15 protein-coding genes, 1 other RNA gene and 1 pseudogene are annotated in these 14,500 nt (G+C 31.5%); 13 read left to right on the top strand and 4 right to left on the bottom strand.

Going from position 1 to position 14,500, the window contains the following annotated elements; all coding sequences use genetic code 11:
• The first annotated feature begins 20 nt into the window (after window positions 1-20).
• On the top strand, window positions 21-575 hold the full coding sequence (locus tag J7M77_RS13490) for a chromate transporter (protein ID WP_296879455.1): 555 nt from the start codon (window positions 21-23) through the stop codon (window positions 573-575).
• Window positions 572-1,135, top strand: a complete 564-nt coding sequence (locus tag J7M77_RS13485; RefSeq protein ID WP_296879452.1) for a chromate transporter — start codon at window positions 572-574, stop codon at window positions 1,133-1,135. The genes J7M77_RS13490 and J7M77_RS13485 overlap by 4 nt, the downstream gene beginning before the upstream one ends.
• Before the next feature lie 22 nt (window positions 1,136-1,157).
• On the opposite strand, the gene rbr is transcribed toward J7M77_RS13485, so the two are convergent.
• Complete coding sequence (rbr, locus tag J7M77_RS13480; protein ID WP_367237029.1) at window positions 1,158-1,742, bottom strand: rubrerythrin; 585 nt, start codon at window positions 1,740-1,742, stop codon at window positions 1,158-1,160.
• Window positions 1,728-1,835, bottom strand: a pseudogene (locus J7M77_RS13475) (rubredoxin); the annotation flags it as partial. The gene rbr and the pseudogene J7M77_RS13475, both read right to left, overlap by 15 nt.
• 181 nt (window positions 1,836-2,016) lie before the next feature.
• On the opposite strand from J7M77_RS13475, the gene spoIVA reads away from it, so the two are divergent.
• The 6 genes from spoIVA (at window position 2,017) to nth (ending at window position 6,516) form a co-directional block, all read left to right on the top strand.
• Window positions 2,017-3,492, top strand: a complete 1,476-nt coding sequence (gene spoIVA / locus J7M77_RS13470; RefSeq protein WP_296879451.1) for a stage IV sporulation protein A — start codon at window positions 2,017-2,019, stop codon at window positions 3,490-3,492.
• A gap of 162 nt (window positions 3,493-3,654) precedes the next feature.
• On the top strand, window positions 3,655-3,927 hold the full coding sequence (locus J7M77_RS13465) for an HU family DNA-binding protein (protein WP_296879449.1): 273 nt from the start codon (window positions 3,655-3,657) through the stop codon (window positions 3,925-3,927).
• 74 nt (window positions 3,928-4,001) lie between these two features.
• The gene (locus J7M77_RS13460) at window positions 4,002-4,709 is read left to right on the top strand and encodes a zinc metallopeptidase (protein ID WP_296879447.1); all 708 of its coding nucleotides are present in this window, start codon (window positions 4,002-4,004) and stop codon (window positions 4,707-4,709) included.
• Between the two features lie 83 nt (window positions 4,710-4,792).
• Window positions 4,793-5,281, top strand: a complete 489-nt coding sequence (locus tag J7M77_RS13455) for a hypothetical protein (protein ID WP_296879445.1) — start codon at window positions 4,793-4,795, stop codon at window positions 5,279-5,281.
• 4 nt (window positions 5,282-5,285) lie between these two features.
• Entirely contained in the window at window positions 5,286-5,879 is a 594-nt protein-coding gene (locus J7M77_RS13450) for a DnaD domain protein (RefSeq protein ID WP_296879443.1), read from the top strand.
• Complete coding sequence (gene nth / locus J7M77_RS13445) at window positions 5,872-6,516, top strand: endonuclease III (protein WP_296879442.1); 645 nt, start codon at window positions 5,872-5,874, stop codon at window positions 6,514-6,516. Before J7M77_RS13450 ends, nth begins: the two co-directional genes overlap by 8 nt.
• A 22-nt stretch (window positions 6,517-6,538) precedes the next feature.
• On the opposite strand, the gene J7M77_RS13440 is transcribed toward nth, so the two are convergent.
• Window positions 6,539-9,247: a transglycosylase domain-containing protein gene (locus J7M77_RS13440; RefSeq protein ID WP_296879440.1), complete on the bottom strand. Its 2,709-nt coding sequence runs from the start codon at window positions 9,245-9,247 to the stop codon at window positions 6,539-6,541.
• A complete protein-coding gene (gene recU / locus J7M77_RS13435; protein ID WP_296879438.1) occupies window positions 9,237-9,833 on the bottom strand; it encodes a Holliday junction resolvase RecU in 597 nt (198 codons plus the stop codon). Before recU ends, J7M77_RS13440 begins: the two co-directional genes overlap by 11 nt.
• Before the next feature lie 196 nt (window positions 9,834-10,029).
• Between recU and gpsB the strand changes: the two genes are divergently transcribed.
• The 5 genes from gpsB (at window position 10,030) to J7M77_RS13410 (ending at window position 14,011) form a co-directional block, all read left to right on the top strand.
• A complete protein-coding gene (gene gpsB / locus J7M77_RS13430) occupies window positions 10,030-10,365 on the top strand; it encodes a cell division regulator GpsB (protein ID WP_296879437.1) in 336 nt (111 codons plus the stop codon).
• A 92-nt stretch (window positions 10,366-10,457) separates the two neighbouring features.
• An RNA gene (gene rnpB / locus J7M77_RS13425) (RNase P RNA component class B) lies at window positions 10,458-10,773 on the top strand.
• An 88-nt stretch (window positions 10,774-10,861) separates the two neighbouring features.
• Window positions 10,862-11,416 carry a TetR/AcrR family transcriptional regulator C-terminal domain-containing protein gene (locus J7M77_RS13420; RefSeq protein ID WP_296879435.1) on the top strand — a complete coding sequence of 185 codons (555 nt, stop codon included), beginning with the start codon at window positions 10,862-10,864 and terminating at the stop codon, window positions 11,414-11,416.
• A gap of 126 nt (window positions 11,417-11,542) precedes the next feature.
• Window positions 11,543-12,529: an alpha/beta hydrolase gene (locus J7M77_RS13415; RefSeq protein WP_296879433.1), complete on the top strand. Its 987-nt coding sequence runs from the start codon at window positions 11,543-11,545 to the stop codon at window positions 12,527-12,529.
• A gap of 93 nt (window positions 12,530-12,622) precedes the next feature.
• Window positions 12,623-14,011, top strand: coding sequence for an MATE family efflux transporter (locus J7M77_RS13410; RefSeq protein ID WP_296879431.1), 1,389 nt, complete (start codon window positions 12,623-12,625; stop codon window positions 14,009-14,011).
• Window positions 14,012-14,500: the final 489 nt, after the last annotated feature.

The following is a 14,500-nucleotide window of genomic DNA, read 5'->3' as shown; positions in this document are numbered from 1 at the left end:
TAAGAAAAGGAGGCGTTAGGATGAGACAAAAATTAATTAAATTATTTTTTTCAATGTTATATCTAAGTACTTTTACTTTTGGTGGCGGCTATGTCATTATTACTTTGATGCAAAAAAAATTCGTTGACCAGTATCATTGGATCGAAGAATCGGAAATGCTGGATCTAGTCGCGATTGCCCAGTCAGCACCAGGTGCGATTGCCGTCAATGGAGCAATCGTTATTGGTTACAAGTTAGCTGGTATAATAGGTATTGTCGTTAGTATAATCGCGACCATCCTACCGCCTTTTTTGATTATTTCAATCATTTCCATGTTTTATGAAGTTTTTAAAGAAAGTACTTTGATCGTTTTATTACTTGATGGGATGCAAGCTGGAGTTGGAGCTGTTATTAGTGAAGTTGTTTTTTCTATGGCAAGTGGTATTTTAAAAGAAAAAAAGGTAATTTATTTTGTGATTATGATCGGTGCTTTTATCGCTAATTACTGGTTAGAAATTAGTGTTATTTATATCATTATTATTTGTATTGTTTTAGGAACAATTATTTCTTTATATCAGGAAAGGAGTAAGCAATGATTTTAATTCAATTATTTTTAAGTTTTCTACAAATCGGAGCTTTTAGTTTTGGTGGCGGATATGCAGCTTTACCATTAATTCAAAATCAGATTATTGATCTTCATCAATGGATGAATTTATCAGAATTTAGTGATTTAATTACAATTTCGCAAATGACCCCAGGACCAATTGCTATCAATTCAGCAACGTTTGTAGGGATCAAGATTGCCGGGATTCCCGGAGCAATTGTAGCCACACTAGGCTGTATTTTACCATCATGTATCTTAATTACGATCTTAGCTTATTTTTATCTTAAATATAAAGATATGAAATTATTACAAAATATTTTAAATTACTTACGACCTGCAGTTGTAGCCTTAATTGCAACGGCGGGATTAACGATTATCATTTCAGCTTTTTTTGGCAGCGAGGGTGTCATTGCATTTAAACAGTTAAAAATTCATATGGTCATTATCTTTGCGTTTTGTTTATTTTTACTTATTTACAAAAAAGCTAATCCAATTTTGGTAATGGTTTTATCCGGGGTTTTAAATGTAATTTATGGATATTTGTTAACATAAAAAGTTCGCCTTAGCGAACTTTTTAATAATTTTCACACATTCTTTCAAAATATGCTTTTGGATATCCACATACTGGACAATTTTCAGGAGCTTCATCACCTTCATAAATGAATCCACATTGACGACATTTCCAACCTTTAGGAGCATCACCTTTGAAAGTTGTTCCATTTTTGTATGCATCCAATAATTTTAAATAACGTTTTTCATGAGATTTTTCAACTTTACCAACATATTCAAATTTAACTGCTAATTCTTCGAATCCTTCTTCACGAGCTTCTTTAGCCATTCTTGCATACATATCAGTCCATTCTTCATTTTCACCAGCAGCAGCTGTCTTTAAATTTTCGTCAGTTGAACCGATTCCATGGAATTCACTGAACCACATTTTCGCATGTTGTTTTTCTTGATCAGCTGTTTCTTCAAAAATAGCAGCGATTTGTTCATATCCTTCTTTACGAGCAACTTCAGCAAAGTAAGTATATTTATTACGAGCCATTGATTCACCAGCGAATGCTTCCATTAAATTCTTTTCAGTTTTAGTTCCTGCATATTTACTTTCGCTATTTTCAACTACGGCTTCAAATTTACTTTTTGGTGCCTTACAAATTGGGCAAACCCAATTATCATCTAATTCATCCCATTTTTTATCTTGAGATGCTTCGTCATAAACAAATCCACAAATTTTACATACGTATTTCATTTTTATTCCTCCAAATTCCTTAAATAGTAATGATTACTATTTAATTATAACGCTTATGTGATAAAATTGCAATTTTTATTTTCTTAATTTTTATAATAAATCGATTTAACGAAAAGAATTAGGATTACTGTTCTAAAAAATAACGGTTTTCATATAAATAATACGAAGAGAGGAGTTTACTATGGAAACAAAAAATATTTTACATGATATCGCTAAAAGATGCGATGGCGATATATATTTAGGGGTGGTGGGACCGGTTCGTAGTGGGAAATCATCTTTTATCAAACGATTTATGGAAATGGCGGTCATTCCATATATTGAAGATAAAGATGCTAAGTTACGAGCAATTGATGAATTACCACAATCTGGTAAAGGAAAAATGATCATGACTGTAGAACCGAAATTTATTCCTAATCAGGCAATTGAAATGGTCATGGATGAAAATTTTAAAGTTAAAGTCCGTTTAGTTGATTGTGTCGGTTATGTAATTGATGGCGCTAAAGGATACCAGGATGATCAGGGTATTCGCTATGTTAAGACACCGTGGTATTTGGAATCAATTCCGTTTGATCAGGCAGCCAAGATTGGAACTAAAAAAGTAATCCAGGATCATTCAACGATTGGAATCGTGATTACTAGTGATGGCAGTATTTGTGATATTCCGGGGGTTAATTATAACGAAGCTACTGACAGTATTATTGATGAATTGATCGAGATTGATAAACCATTTATTGTCATTGTCAATAGTAAAGATATTAATAGTCCGGCTTGCCAAAGAGAATATGAACGGTTGACGGCTAAATACGATGTTCCGGTTTTAACGATGGATGTCACAAGAATGGAAGAAGTCCAAATTGTTTCTCTGTTAAAAGAAGCATTATATGAATTTAAAATTAGCGAAGTACGGATTGAAGTACCAAAATGGTTAGCAATGATGTCTAATAATCACTGGTTAAAACAAACTTTAGATAATTCATTAAAAGAATCATTACAATCAATTAAAAAATTCAAGGATGTTGAACGAATCGGCGATACTATTAGTGAATATGATTTTGTTGATAAAGCTTATTTAACGGGAATCGATACGACAACTTCGAGCGCTACTTTAAAGATTGAAGAAAGAAGCGGTTTATATAACGAAATCTTAGAAGAAATCATTGGTGATAAAGGTTTTGATCAGGCGACTTTTTTAACTTTTATTCAAGAATTAGTCGATATTAAAAAGGAATATGAAAGTTTTTCTAGTGCCATTAAAATGGTTAAACAGACCGGTTATGGCTATGCCATTCCTAAATTAGATGAAATTGAATTAAGTGAACCGCAGTTAATTAAACAAGGACCGCGATTTGGGATGAAACTGGTTTCGAAAGCGGGAACTACTTATATGATCAAAGTAGATATTGAAAGTACGTTTGAACCAATTATTGGTTCTAAGGAACAGGCGGAAGCGTTTATTGAATATTTAAATTCTAATGGTGATGATAAACAGGCCATTTTTGATTGTGATGTGTTTGGTCGTAAGTTAGGTGATTTGATTGAAGAAGGAATGTATTTTAAGTTGAATGCGATTCCTGAAAATGCAAGTTTGCGCATCCATGATATTTTATCAAAGATCGTTAATAAAGGGAAAAGTAATGTCATTGCAATCGTTTTGTAAAAACCGCAACAGCGGTTTTTTAGCTGATTAAAATAACAAAAATATCCATAAATTTAATAAAAAAAATTATTCTAAAAAAACGTTAATATTGCGGATAAAATTGCTTGAAATCACTACTTTTTAATGTTATACTTTCGTGGTATTAAATTTATGGAGGTAGTTATGAATAAAAGAGAATTAGTCGAAACAGTATCTAGAGAAAGAAACTTAACTAAAAAAGAAGCAGAGCTTTTAGTTGATACTGTTTTTAATACAATTTCACGTAGTGTCATTGAAGGAAATAAAGTTTTGATTTCTGGATTTGGGACATTCAAAGTTAATGATCGTAAAGCACGTAAAGGAATTTCACCTAAAACTCAAGAAGAGATGGTTATTCCTGCAAGCAAAACAGTTACATTTAAACCTAGTAATCGTTTAAAAGATGCAATGAATTAATTTCATTGCCTTTTATTTTCTTCACATTTTGTTAACAATATAGTGTATAATAATATTTAAAGGAGATGAAAAAAATGCCATTTTATTATTTTCCAATGAGCCGGACATATTTAATTGGCTATTTGTTAGTGGTTTTAGGATCATTGATCATGATCTATGCCCAAATAAAAGTAAGTAGTGCTTATAGTAAATATGAAAAAATTCCTAATAGTCGTTATTTAACTGGGGCAATGGTCGCTAGAGAAATCTTAGATCGTAATGGATTACAAGATGTTACGATCCAGCGTGTCAGCGGTAAGTTAAGTGATCATTATAATCCGCGTAATAAAACGATTAATTTATCTAATGAAATCCATGATGGAACCTCAATTGCTGCTTTAGCAGTAGCTAGTCATGAATGTGGTCATGCTATCCAGCATTTAGTTGGCTATAAGCCGTTGATCTTTAGAAATAGTATTTTACCACTTTGTAATGTCGGACAGCATTTAGGCTGGATTGCAGTATTAATTGGTTTATTTATGGGGAATACCAATATTGCCTGGATCGGGGTTATTTTGATGTCAGGAATTTTATTATTCCAGTTAGTTACGTTGCCAGTTGAATTTGATGCTTCATCAAGAGCTTTACAAATTCTCCAAGCTAATTATTTGACGATGGATGAATATTATGGGGCTAAAAAAATGCTATCAGCAGCCGCTTTTACTTATGTTGCTTCATTGCTTTCAACAATTTTATCATTACTTAGAATTGTGTTGATCGTAATTGGAAATGATCGTGATTAAATCTCAAAATTCATTTTGAGATTTTTCTTTTATCTTGACTAAATTGATAGTATAATGGTAAGCGAAAGAAAGTTGGTGTAAGATTGAAATTTTTACGTAAAAATCGTTTTAATATATTGATTGTATTTTTGATCATTTTGTTTGTTTTTGTAAGTTATTTTATGTTATGGGTTCATTTGCCATATTCAAAAAATCAAAATTCAATTAAACAAATGGAAAATCAGATTGTAGCCCAAAGAAAATATAGTGACGTTGAATATTTTGATCGTTATGATAGCGATAAAAGTTATTATATAATTCATGCTGTTAAAAAAGATAAATTACAGTATGCTGTTTTTGATGATAGTGGTAAGTTTATTAAATCTTATAGTGGTGATGTAGCTGCCAGACAAGTTTGTATTGATGATTTTATTAATCGATATAAAGTGGAGCCTAATGAAGTTACCATTGGTTATGAAAATGAAATTTTTGTTTATAGTTTAATGTATCAAGGGAAGGATTCTTTGATTTATGCTTTTTATGGAATTGATAGTGGTGAGTTTGTAAAAGCATATCGAATTGATAATGGTTAAGAAGATGTTAAAAAGTTTAGTTAGTAGTAAATGTATTAATATTGAACGTTTATTGGTTTTAAAAGCCAAGGAAATGAAATTGGATGGTAATGAATGTCATATTCTATTAATTATTTATGCTTTAAAAGAAGCTGATAATCGCTTGATCACACCAGCGATGTTACAAAATTATTCACTGTTATCACCACATAGTTTAAATCAGGTGTTACAAAGTTTATTAAATAAAAAATTGATTTGTAATCTATCGGGTGCTATTAGCTTAAATCATTTAGAAGAAAAATTATTAGAAGAAAGCCAAGAAACCGGAGAAGAAAAAACGAATGTAAGTTTGGTTGATATTTTTGAAGAACAGTTTGCTCGTTCTTTATCACCAATTGAGTTAAATATTATACGCGATTGGAAAGAAACGGGATACGAAGATGAATTAATTGTAAAAGCGTTAAAAGAAGCAGTAAAAAGTCAAGTTTTAAATTTTAGATATATAGAAGGGATACTGTCTAACTGGGCTAAAAATGGAGTTAAGATGCGTTATGTTGAAAGTGAAGAACCAAAACGTACAGTTCCAGTTAGTGAGTATAAATGGTGGGAAGATGAATAAGGAAAAAACTAGTCGAGTATTGGATTATTTTGATGAGCTGTATCCTGATGCTTATTGTGAATTGAATCATGAAACTGATTTTCAATTATTAGTAGCGGTTATGCTTTCAGCCCAAACTACCGATAAAAAAGTTAATCAATTAACTAAGTCACTGTTTAAAAAATATCCTGATGTTACAACAATGGCTAATGCCGAGTTAGAAGATTTGCAACAAAGTATTAAGTCAATTGGCTTATATCGAAATAAAGCTAAAAACTTATTAGCAATGGCTAATGCTTTGCTTGAAAAGTTTGATGGTCAAGTACCAAGCAGTCAAAAAGATTTAGAAAGTTTACCGGGAGTAGGGCGAAAAACAGCTAATGTCGTTCGCTCAGTAGCTTTTGATATTCCTGCTTTTGCAGTTGATACTCATGTTGAAAGAATTTCTAAGCGCTTAGGATTTGCCAAAAGGGATGATAATGTTTTAACGGTAGAAAAAAAGCTATGCCGTTCGATTCCCCGCGAGCGCTGGAATAAATCACACCATCAATTTATTTTCTTTGGCCGTTATTTTTGTAAAGCAACGAATCCCAACTGTAAAGAATGTAAATTGTTTGATATGTGCAAAGATAATATAAAAAAGAAATATTTAAAATAAAAAAGTCCTTGTTAGGACTTTTTTAATTAGTTGTATCTGGTGTTTCTTGGCTGGTTACAGTAAATGTAGTCGAACCACTAACAGTTTCACTGCCGTTAGTTTCGCTTACTTTTATGACATAAGTAGCACCAGCTGTTAAATTAAATTCTTTAGTACCGCTACCTTTAAAAGTAATTGGATCAAGGATCGATGATCCTGATGTATTTAAGAACTGGATCGTGATCGTATTAGTATCACTTTGGGCTTTGACATTAACAGCAATCGATGTTGAAGTAATCGTTGCGCCATTTGAAACGGAACTTCCGTTGCTGGTAATAGAAAAGCTAACATCTTTTAATGGGGTAGTGGCTGTATTACCAATGGTTTTTTCCATTTTGTTTGAAGTGATATCCAATTCATCATATTTGTAATATCCAACAACCCTAACTTTTCCGGTTGGTTTATAATTAATTGTGCCTTTATTAGTTGTCAGTTTTTCACTATGAACTAATTGATTAGCTTCATCATAAATATCAACCATATAGACAACAGTACCATAAGTTGTTCCAGTACTAGTATCATAAGCACCAAAAGTAACATCAATTGTACCACTGCTATTTAGTGTTGCATCGAATGAACTTAAATTATTGATTGTTGCTTCAGCAGCCGTTGAACTAGGACCTTTACCTTTTTTAACCCAGCATGTAACGATATTGCTTTGTGGCGTTGAACTGCTAGGACTTTGATATGGATATACTCCTTTGACAATCTGTACTTGTTCAACACTGCTTGGCTGATCAGGATAAGTTTGTTTATCACTAGTATTATCTTCTAAATATTCTAATAATTCACCAACAACCTTACCAGGATAAGCTTTATATTTACTAGTGTTTTTACCGGCTTTTAAAGCTTCGCCTTCAAATCCCATCCATACAGAGCAGGTATAATCAGGTGTATAAGCTGTCATCCATAAATCTCTATTGGCACCACTTGAAGTATTAGAAGTACCGGTTTTAGCCGCTACGTTTTGAATTCCAGAAACATAAGCATAATTTCCAGAACCATTACCAGTATAGCTTAACATTGTTTCTCTAATCATGAAAGCAACATCTTCACCTAAACTTTGAGTAGCTGCGTTTTGGATATCCTGGTCAACCATTACGGTATTCTTTTTATTACTTTTATCAACAATTTCAATATAATTAACAGTATGTGGTTCAATATAAACACCATTGTTGGCAATCGTTGCATAAGCACCTGCTAATTCAACAGGACTAACTCCTTTTGACCATCCTCCAATTGCGTATGATAATGGAATTTCATTGTTATGTTCTTTTTCATAAGTCATATCAATTCCAAGTGATTCCATATCTTCGATAACCGCTTCAGCTCCAACTTCTTTTAATACTTGTTCAAAAGTAGCGACAGCTGGTATATTCCATGAATCTTCTAAAGCTTCAGAAATAGTCATAATACCATGGAAACTGTTATCCCAGTTTTTTGGTTTATATGATTCACCACCATAGGTAAATGTAGTTTCTTTATCTTCAACACTATGACCAGTTGCCCAGTCTAAATATTTATAAGCTAAACCATAATCAAGCAATGGTTTCATTGAAGAACCAGGCTGCTGTTTTACGGTTGCTTTGTTTAGATCTCCTGATTTATAGCTATGACCGCCAATTATAGCAACAATTCGACCGTCCTGGCTTGATTGAACACTTCCGGCCATTTGTAATTCTTCATCGCTGTAATTATATGTTTCACCATTTGCCATCTGGGTAGCTATTTTTTGGACATTTTGATCACAGTAAGTATAGATATTCATTTGTGTTTCAGCTGGATCCATGCCCGTTTTTTCTTTTACTTCTTCGGTTACTAAATCAACATAAGCAGCTAAAGAACTGTCAGAAGTAGAAGTACCCTGCGATAACATATTTTCAACCTTTACCTGTTTAGCTAAATCACATTCTTCCTGAGTGATATAGCCATGTTCAACCATTAAGTTTAAAACCACGTTCCGGCGATCAGTTGCAGCCTGAAGATCATAGTATGGATCGTAGCGTGAAGGGGAATTTAAAGTTCCTGCTAATAAGGCAGCTTCTGGCAAAGTAAGCTTAGAAACTTCTTTGTTGAAGTAATATTTACTAGCGGCGGAAATCCCAATTGAACTAGTGCTGCGACCAAAATAAATTTTATTTAAATATAATGTAATAACTTCTTCTTTACTAATTTGTTTGGTTGCCTGGATTGCCAGGATTATTTCACTGATTTTACGGGTATATGTTTTTTCTTCATCAGGGAAATAAGATTTTTTAATTACCTGTTGGGTAATCGTTGATCCCCCACCTCTAATTCTACCGGAAAGTAAATTAGTAATCATCGTTTTAGCGATTCGCGGTAAATCAAAACCATCATGTTCAAAGAAACGTGAATCTTCAGCAGAAACAACAGCATCAATTAGAACTTGAGGTAAATCTTCGTAAGTGATGTTTTCTCGTTTTCCGTTTTCATCACTACCATAAGTATACATCAACTCACCGTTTTTATCGTAAATTTTGCTTGCTTCACCTGAAAGCAGTCGTTCAGCTGAAAAATCTTCTGTTTCTTTATAAACTGACCAGGCAAAAAAGCATCCCGTACCTAAACAGACGATTATTACAACAACTATTATTGATGTAACAACTTTTTTCCAATTAAGTTTTTTTCCTCTTTTACTTTTTTTCTTTGTTTTTGTAGGGTTATCTGTCATTTTCGAAACCTCCTAAATAATACTGATCAATAATTTTCAAATAATCTAATCGAGGATTATAGCCGCTTTTAATTAAATGACCATATTCTTTGATTGTTTGATAAGTTATCGACTTTTGACCAGCGTGATATGCTTCAATGATATAAGAAGCATCAATTAAGTATACCTCATTTAACAGGGTAAAAGCAATAATAATAAAAGCAATTCCTTGATGTTTAATTATACTTCTTAAATGTTCAATTTGATGGCCACTAATATTAGTAAACGGAAAATTCATTTTTTTCGTTTCCTTAGCCTCAAAATCCAAATACTTGCCCTTATAAATACCATTATAATCAGTCGTTGACGGCGTTTTAAAATACGCTTCTACAATTCTGGCGGCTGATCGTTTAGGGTAATCAACTTTGACAATTTGAATGGGGGTTGGTTTTTTATGAATATTAGCAATTTCATTAGCCAAATAATATTTATTGGTCATGTTAATATCTTCTTCTAAATTCATCCCCCGATGTCGAGTATTAATTTTGCCATCAATCGTTTTAGTTTGATGAATCGTTGTCTTTTTTAAATTAGGATAATTAATCATATTTGCTCCTTTTTATTATTTTACTTAGCTATTATACCATATATCTAGAAAAATATCATAATATCTGTTAAGTTTATACAACATTGTAAATTTCTTTAAATCATAAAAGAAAATGGTAATAATAAAAACTTGCTTGCATTTAAAATGTTTTTTTGTTTCAATATAGTATATAATATGTTTAAAGGAGTTGATGAACTTGGAAAGAAAAGTAGTGCTAAGTCCTAAAAAAATTGTAGCTAAAGAATTTAAGGTTGATTTTAAAGGATATAATGCTGATGAAGTGGATCATTTTTTAGATTTGATTGTTAAAGATTATGAAGCTTTTGCTGCGATGTTGAATGCTTCTTATGATCGCATCGAACAGTTAGAAAGAAGAATTAGTGAACAAAAAGTAAAGATCGCTAAACTTGAACGTGAAAAAGCTTTACAAGATGATAATATCCATGCTATGGAAGAAAACCTATCAACTAATGTGGATATTTTAAAACGTTTATCATTATTGGAAAAAGCTGTATTTAATCAACAAAAATAATCAAAAAAGCTAAATAAGTCAGTTTGATTTATTTAGCTTTTGATTAAAAAAACTTGTTTTATTATTGAAAATATGTAAAATAATAATGACTCATAGAAAACGATTGCTGTAAAACAGAGGAAAGTCCAGGCTTCCACAAGCTGAGATGCTTGTAGTGTTTGTACGTAGCGAATCAATAAGTTACGGTAGCGCAAGCTAACGACCGGCCTAAGACCTAAACGCAAGCATGGTTGATAAGCCACAAAGTGCCACAGAAACAATTCTAGTTGAAAGACTAGCTGAAAAGAGGTAAACTCTGCAAGGAAGAAACCCAAATTTGGTAGGGGAATCGTCTTGAGGGAAATGAACTAAAAGACGGATGCGTTAAGCATAGATAAATAATCGTTTGAAAAACAGAACTTGGCTTACGAAATGAGTCGCTTAGCTGATTATTTCAGCTTTTTTTATTTGTCTAAATACTATTTGTAGTTTATAATAAAATAAGAGGTACAAAAATATGGATAGACATGATGAAACAAGATACATTTTTGCCCAGGCAATCAAAGATTTAATTAAAGTAGTTCCTTTAGATAAAATCGCCGTAACCGATATTGTTACTAGAAGTGGAATGACCCGTCAAACTTTTTATCGTTATTTTAAAGATAAATATGATTTAGTTAACTGGTATTTTGAAAAACTAGTACTACAATCATTTAGACAAATGGGAAATGGCTGTTCTTTAAAAGAAGCATTAGAGTTAAAATTTGCTTTTATTGAAAGTGAGCATTCTTTTTTTAAAGAAGCATTTAAAGCAAATGATCATAATAATTTAATAAATTACGATTTTAATTGTATCTATGAATTTTATCAAGGAATGATTGAAAAAAACTGTGGTCACAAAATTGACAGTGAACTAGATTTTTTATTAAAAATGTATTGTAAAGGTTCTATTGATATGACCGTTGACTGGGTACTAAATGACATGCCAATTAGTATTGAAAAAATAGTTAGTTTATTAATTGAAGCTTTACCGGAAAGATTAGAACCGTTTTTACTAATCACTAATAATTAATGCAGTTATCTACTGCATTTTTATTTTGGGTAGATATGCTTATAAAGCATGTCTATCTTTACGATATAAGTATTTGTATAAATAAACTTTTTCTTTTATAATTCATTTAGAAATGGAGAAAAGAAAATGGAAGAAAAATTAAATTTAGAACAAGAATGGGATAAAACATTCCCTAAAAGTAAACAAGTTAATCATCATAAAGTAACTTTTCATAATCGTTATGGAATTACTCTAGTGGCTGATTTGTATGAACCGAAAAACTATGAAGAAAAATTACCAGCTTTAGCCATTTGTGGTCCTTTTGGTGCCGTAAAAGAGCAGGCTGCGGGATTATATGCCCAGACAATGGCAGAAAGAGGTTTTTTGACAATTGCTTTTGATCCCTCTTTTACTGGTGAAAGTGGTGGAAGTCCTCGTTATATGGCTTCACCTGATATTAATACTGAAGATTTTCAGGCAGCTGTTGATTTCCTTTCCCTTCAAAACAATGTTGATTCGGAAAAAATCGGAATTATTGGAATTTGTGGCTGGGGTGGTCTGGCTTTAAATACAGCCGCTATTGATCCTAGAATTAAAGTTACCATTGCTTCAACGATGTATGATATGTCAAGAATTGCAGCTAAAGGATACTTTGATGCTAGTGATAGCGAAGAACAAAGATATCAGCAGCGATTAAATTTATGTAAACAAAGAATCAAAGATTATAAAGATGGAACTTATCAGCGTGGTGGCGGTGTCGTTGATCCATTACCAGAAGATGCCCCATTCTTTGTAAAAGATTATCATGCTTATTATAAAACGCAACGTGGATATCACAAACGTTCATTAAATTCAAATGAAGGATGGAATGTAATTGGAACAATGTCATTTTTAAATCAGCCGATTTTAAGTTATATTAATGAAATTAGAAATGCGGTTTTGATCATTCACGGTAAAAATGCTCATTCATGTTATATGAGTCAGGATGCATATCAACAGATGATAAAAAATAATCCATGTCCAGAAAATAAAGAATTAATGATCATTCCTGATGCAGTTCACACTGATTTATATGATAATTTAGATGTTATTCCGTTTGATAAAATAACGGCATTTTTAAATCAATATTTATAAAAGCGATACCCATAATAATGGGTATTTTTGATTAAATTGATTTTTTCAACAAGAAGTTTTATACTATTTTATAACGATAAGGAGGAAGGTTTGATGAAATTAAAAATATCTCAAGAAGTTGATCTTGAAAAAGAGCCTGTTAAACATCTATTATTCATCCTGGCATTACCAGCAATCACTTCGCAGGTAGTTAATGCTTTATATAATATGGTCGATCGAATGTATATTGGACATATTGAAGGTGTTGGAGCCACTGCTTTAACCGGAGTAGGGGTATGTTTTCCAATCATTATGATTGTTTCGGCATTTGCTTATTTACTAGGTATGGGTGGCGCTCCTCGAGCTAGTATTTATATGGGGAAAAAAGACAATCAGACAGCCGAAAAAATATTAGGAAATTGTTTTGTTTCTTTGATTGTTGTTGCGATTATTTTAACGATTGTAGTATTGATTTTTAAAGAACCGTTATTATATCTATTTGGGGCTAGTCAAAATACCATTGGTTATGCTATTGATTATATTACGATTTATGCTTTAGGAACAATTTTTGTTCAGTTAACTTTAGGAATGAATGCTTTTATTTCTGCCCAGGGATTTTCTAAAATTAGTATGTTTACTGTTATTATTGGAGCATTAACTAATATTATTTTAGATCCTGTATTTATTTTTGGTTTAAATTTAGGGGTTAAAGGAGCTGCCATTGCAACTGTTTTATCACAAACATTAAGTGCTATTTGGGCAGTCTGGTTTTTATCAGGTAAAGACACAGTCTTAAAATTAAAAAAAGAAAATTTTAAAATTGAAATGAAAGTTTTAGCGCCATGTATTGCCTTAGGTGTTGCTCCATTTATGATGCAGGCAACGGAAAGTATTTTAGTTTTATGTTTTAATTCATCACTTTTAAAATATGGTGGTGATTTAGCGGTTGGCGCGATGACGGTATTATCAAGTATCATGCAATTTGCAATGTTACCATTACAAGGATTGACCCAAGGTGGTCAGCCAATTATTAGCTACAATTATGGAGCTAATAATGCTTCGCGGGTAAAACAGGCATTTAAATTACAAACGATTTCTTGTTTAACTTATTCAACAATTTTATGGGCACTAGCATTATTAGTACCATCATTATTTGTATCTATTTTTACTAGCGATCCAGCTTTAATGGAAATAACTGTTTGGGCACTGAGAATTTATTTAGCGGCAATGTTAATAATGGGAATTCAAATTTCTTGCCAGCAGTCTTTCATTGCTTTTGGTAATTCGAAAAAAAGTGCTTTTTTAGCGATATTTAGAAAAATATTAGTATTAATACCTTTAATCTATATTTTACCTAATTTTTTCACTGATAAAGTTTTCGCTATCTTTTTAGCTGAGCCATTAGCTGATACGATTGCAGTAATAACTACAGCAACTATGTTCTATTTTGAATTTAAAAAAGTAATTAAAAAAATGGAAGAAAACAAACAACTATCTAAATAACAGCTTATTTGTAAAATATTTTAGAAACTGGATAACTTCAGTTTCTATTTTTTTTAAGACTTTTGTTGGTGATTAAATTGAATATCTAAAATTATCCAAATAGTAATAAAAGTTTCAAATGTTAAAATTAAAGTATATTAAATTAATAATTTCAAAGTGAGATATGATACTTACTAAATCTATATAATTCTTTTGGTAGATCAATATAAGAGTAAAAACAACTTTTTTCTTAAAAAGAACGATTTTTTAAAAAAATTTAAAATAAAAAAAGAAAAAACACTAAGTGCGGTTGTATATAGATAGTAGAAGAATAAATTATGTAGTATAATGTCTCTAGATTTAATGATTTATTCTTCTAATTTAGATAGGAGGATAAAGATGAAAACAGAAATTAAAAATGATTCAATTTTAAAGCATCATCTAAAAAAAGCTGTTAATTTTGTAGATATCTTTAACGCTGCAGCCTTTGACGGTAACAGCATCATTGAT

It is taken from the genome of Thomasclavelia sp., assembly GCF_017889095.1.
In the GTDB taxonomy this organism is placed as follows: Bacteria; Bacillota_I; Bacilli_A; order Erysipelotrichales; family Coprobacillaceae; genus Thomasclavelia.
Note: the sequence above shows the minus strand (reverse complement) of the source record. Positions and strands in the feature narration are given on the sequence as shown.

Coding starts and splice junctions, on each gene's coding strand:
- J7M77_RS13490 (WP_296879455.1), top strand. CDS start 21: ATGAGACAAAAATTAATTAAATTATTTTTTTCAATGTTATATCTAAGT.
- J7M77_RS13485 (WP_296879452.1), top strand. CDS start 572: ATGATTTTAATTCAATTATTTTTAAGTTTTCTACAAATCGGAGCTTTT.
- spoIVA (WP_296879451.1), top strand. CDS start 2,017: ATGGAAACAAAAAATATTTTACATGATATCGCTAAAAGATGCGATGGC.
- J7M77_RS13465 (WP_296879449.1), top strand. CDS start 3,655: ATGAATAAAAGAGAATTAGTCGAAACAGTATCTAGAGAAAGAAACTTA.
- J7M77_RS13460 (WP_296879447.1), top strand. CDS start 4,002: ATGCCATTTTATTATTTTCCAATGAGCCGGACATATTTAATTGGCTAT.
- J7M77_RS13450 (WP_296879443.1), top strand. CDS start 5,286: ATGTTAAAAAGTTTAGTTAGTAGTAAATGTATTAATATTGAACGTTTA.
- nth (WP_296879442.1), top strand. CDS start 5,872: ATGAATAAGGAAAAAACTAGTCGAGTATTGGATTATTTTGATGAGCTG.
- J7M77_RS13440 (WP_296879440.1), bottom strand. CDS start 9,247: ATGACAGATAACCCTACAAAAACAAAGAAAAAAAGTAAAAGAGGAAAA.
- recU (WP_296879438.1), bottom strand. CDS start 9,833: ATGATTAATTATCCTAATTTAAAAAAGACAACGATTCATCAAACTAAA.
- J7M77_RS13420 (WP_296879435.1), top strand. CDS start 10,862: ATGGATAGACATGATGAAACAAGATACATTTTTGCCCAGGCAATCAAA.
- J7M77_RS13415 (WP_296879433.1), top strand. CDS start 11,543: ATGGAAGAAAAATTAAATTTAGAACAAGAATGGGATAAAACATTCCCT.
- J7M77_RS13410 (WP_296879431.1), top strand. CDS start 12,623: ATGAAATTAAAAATATCTCAAGAAGTTGATCTTGAAAAAGAGCCTGTT.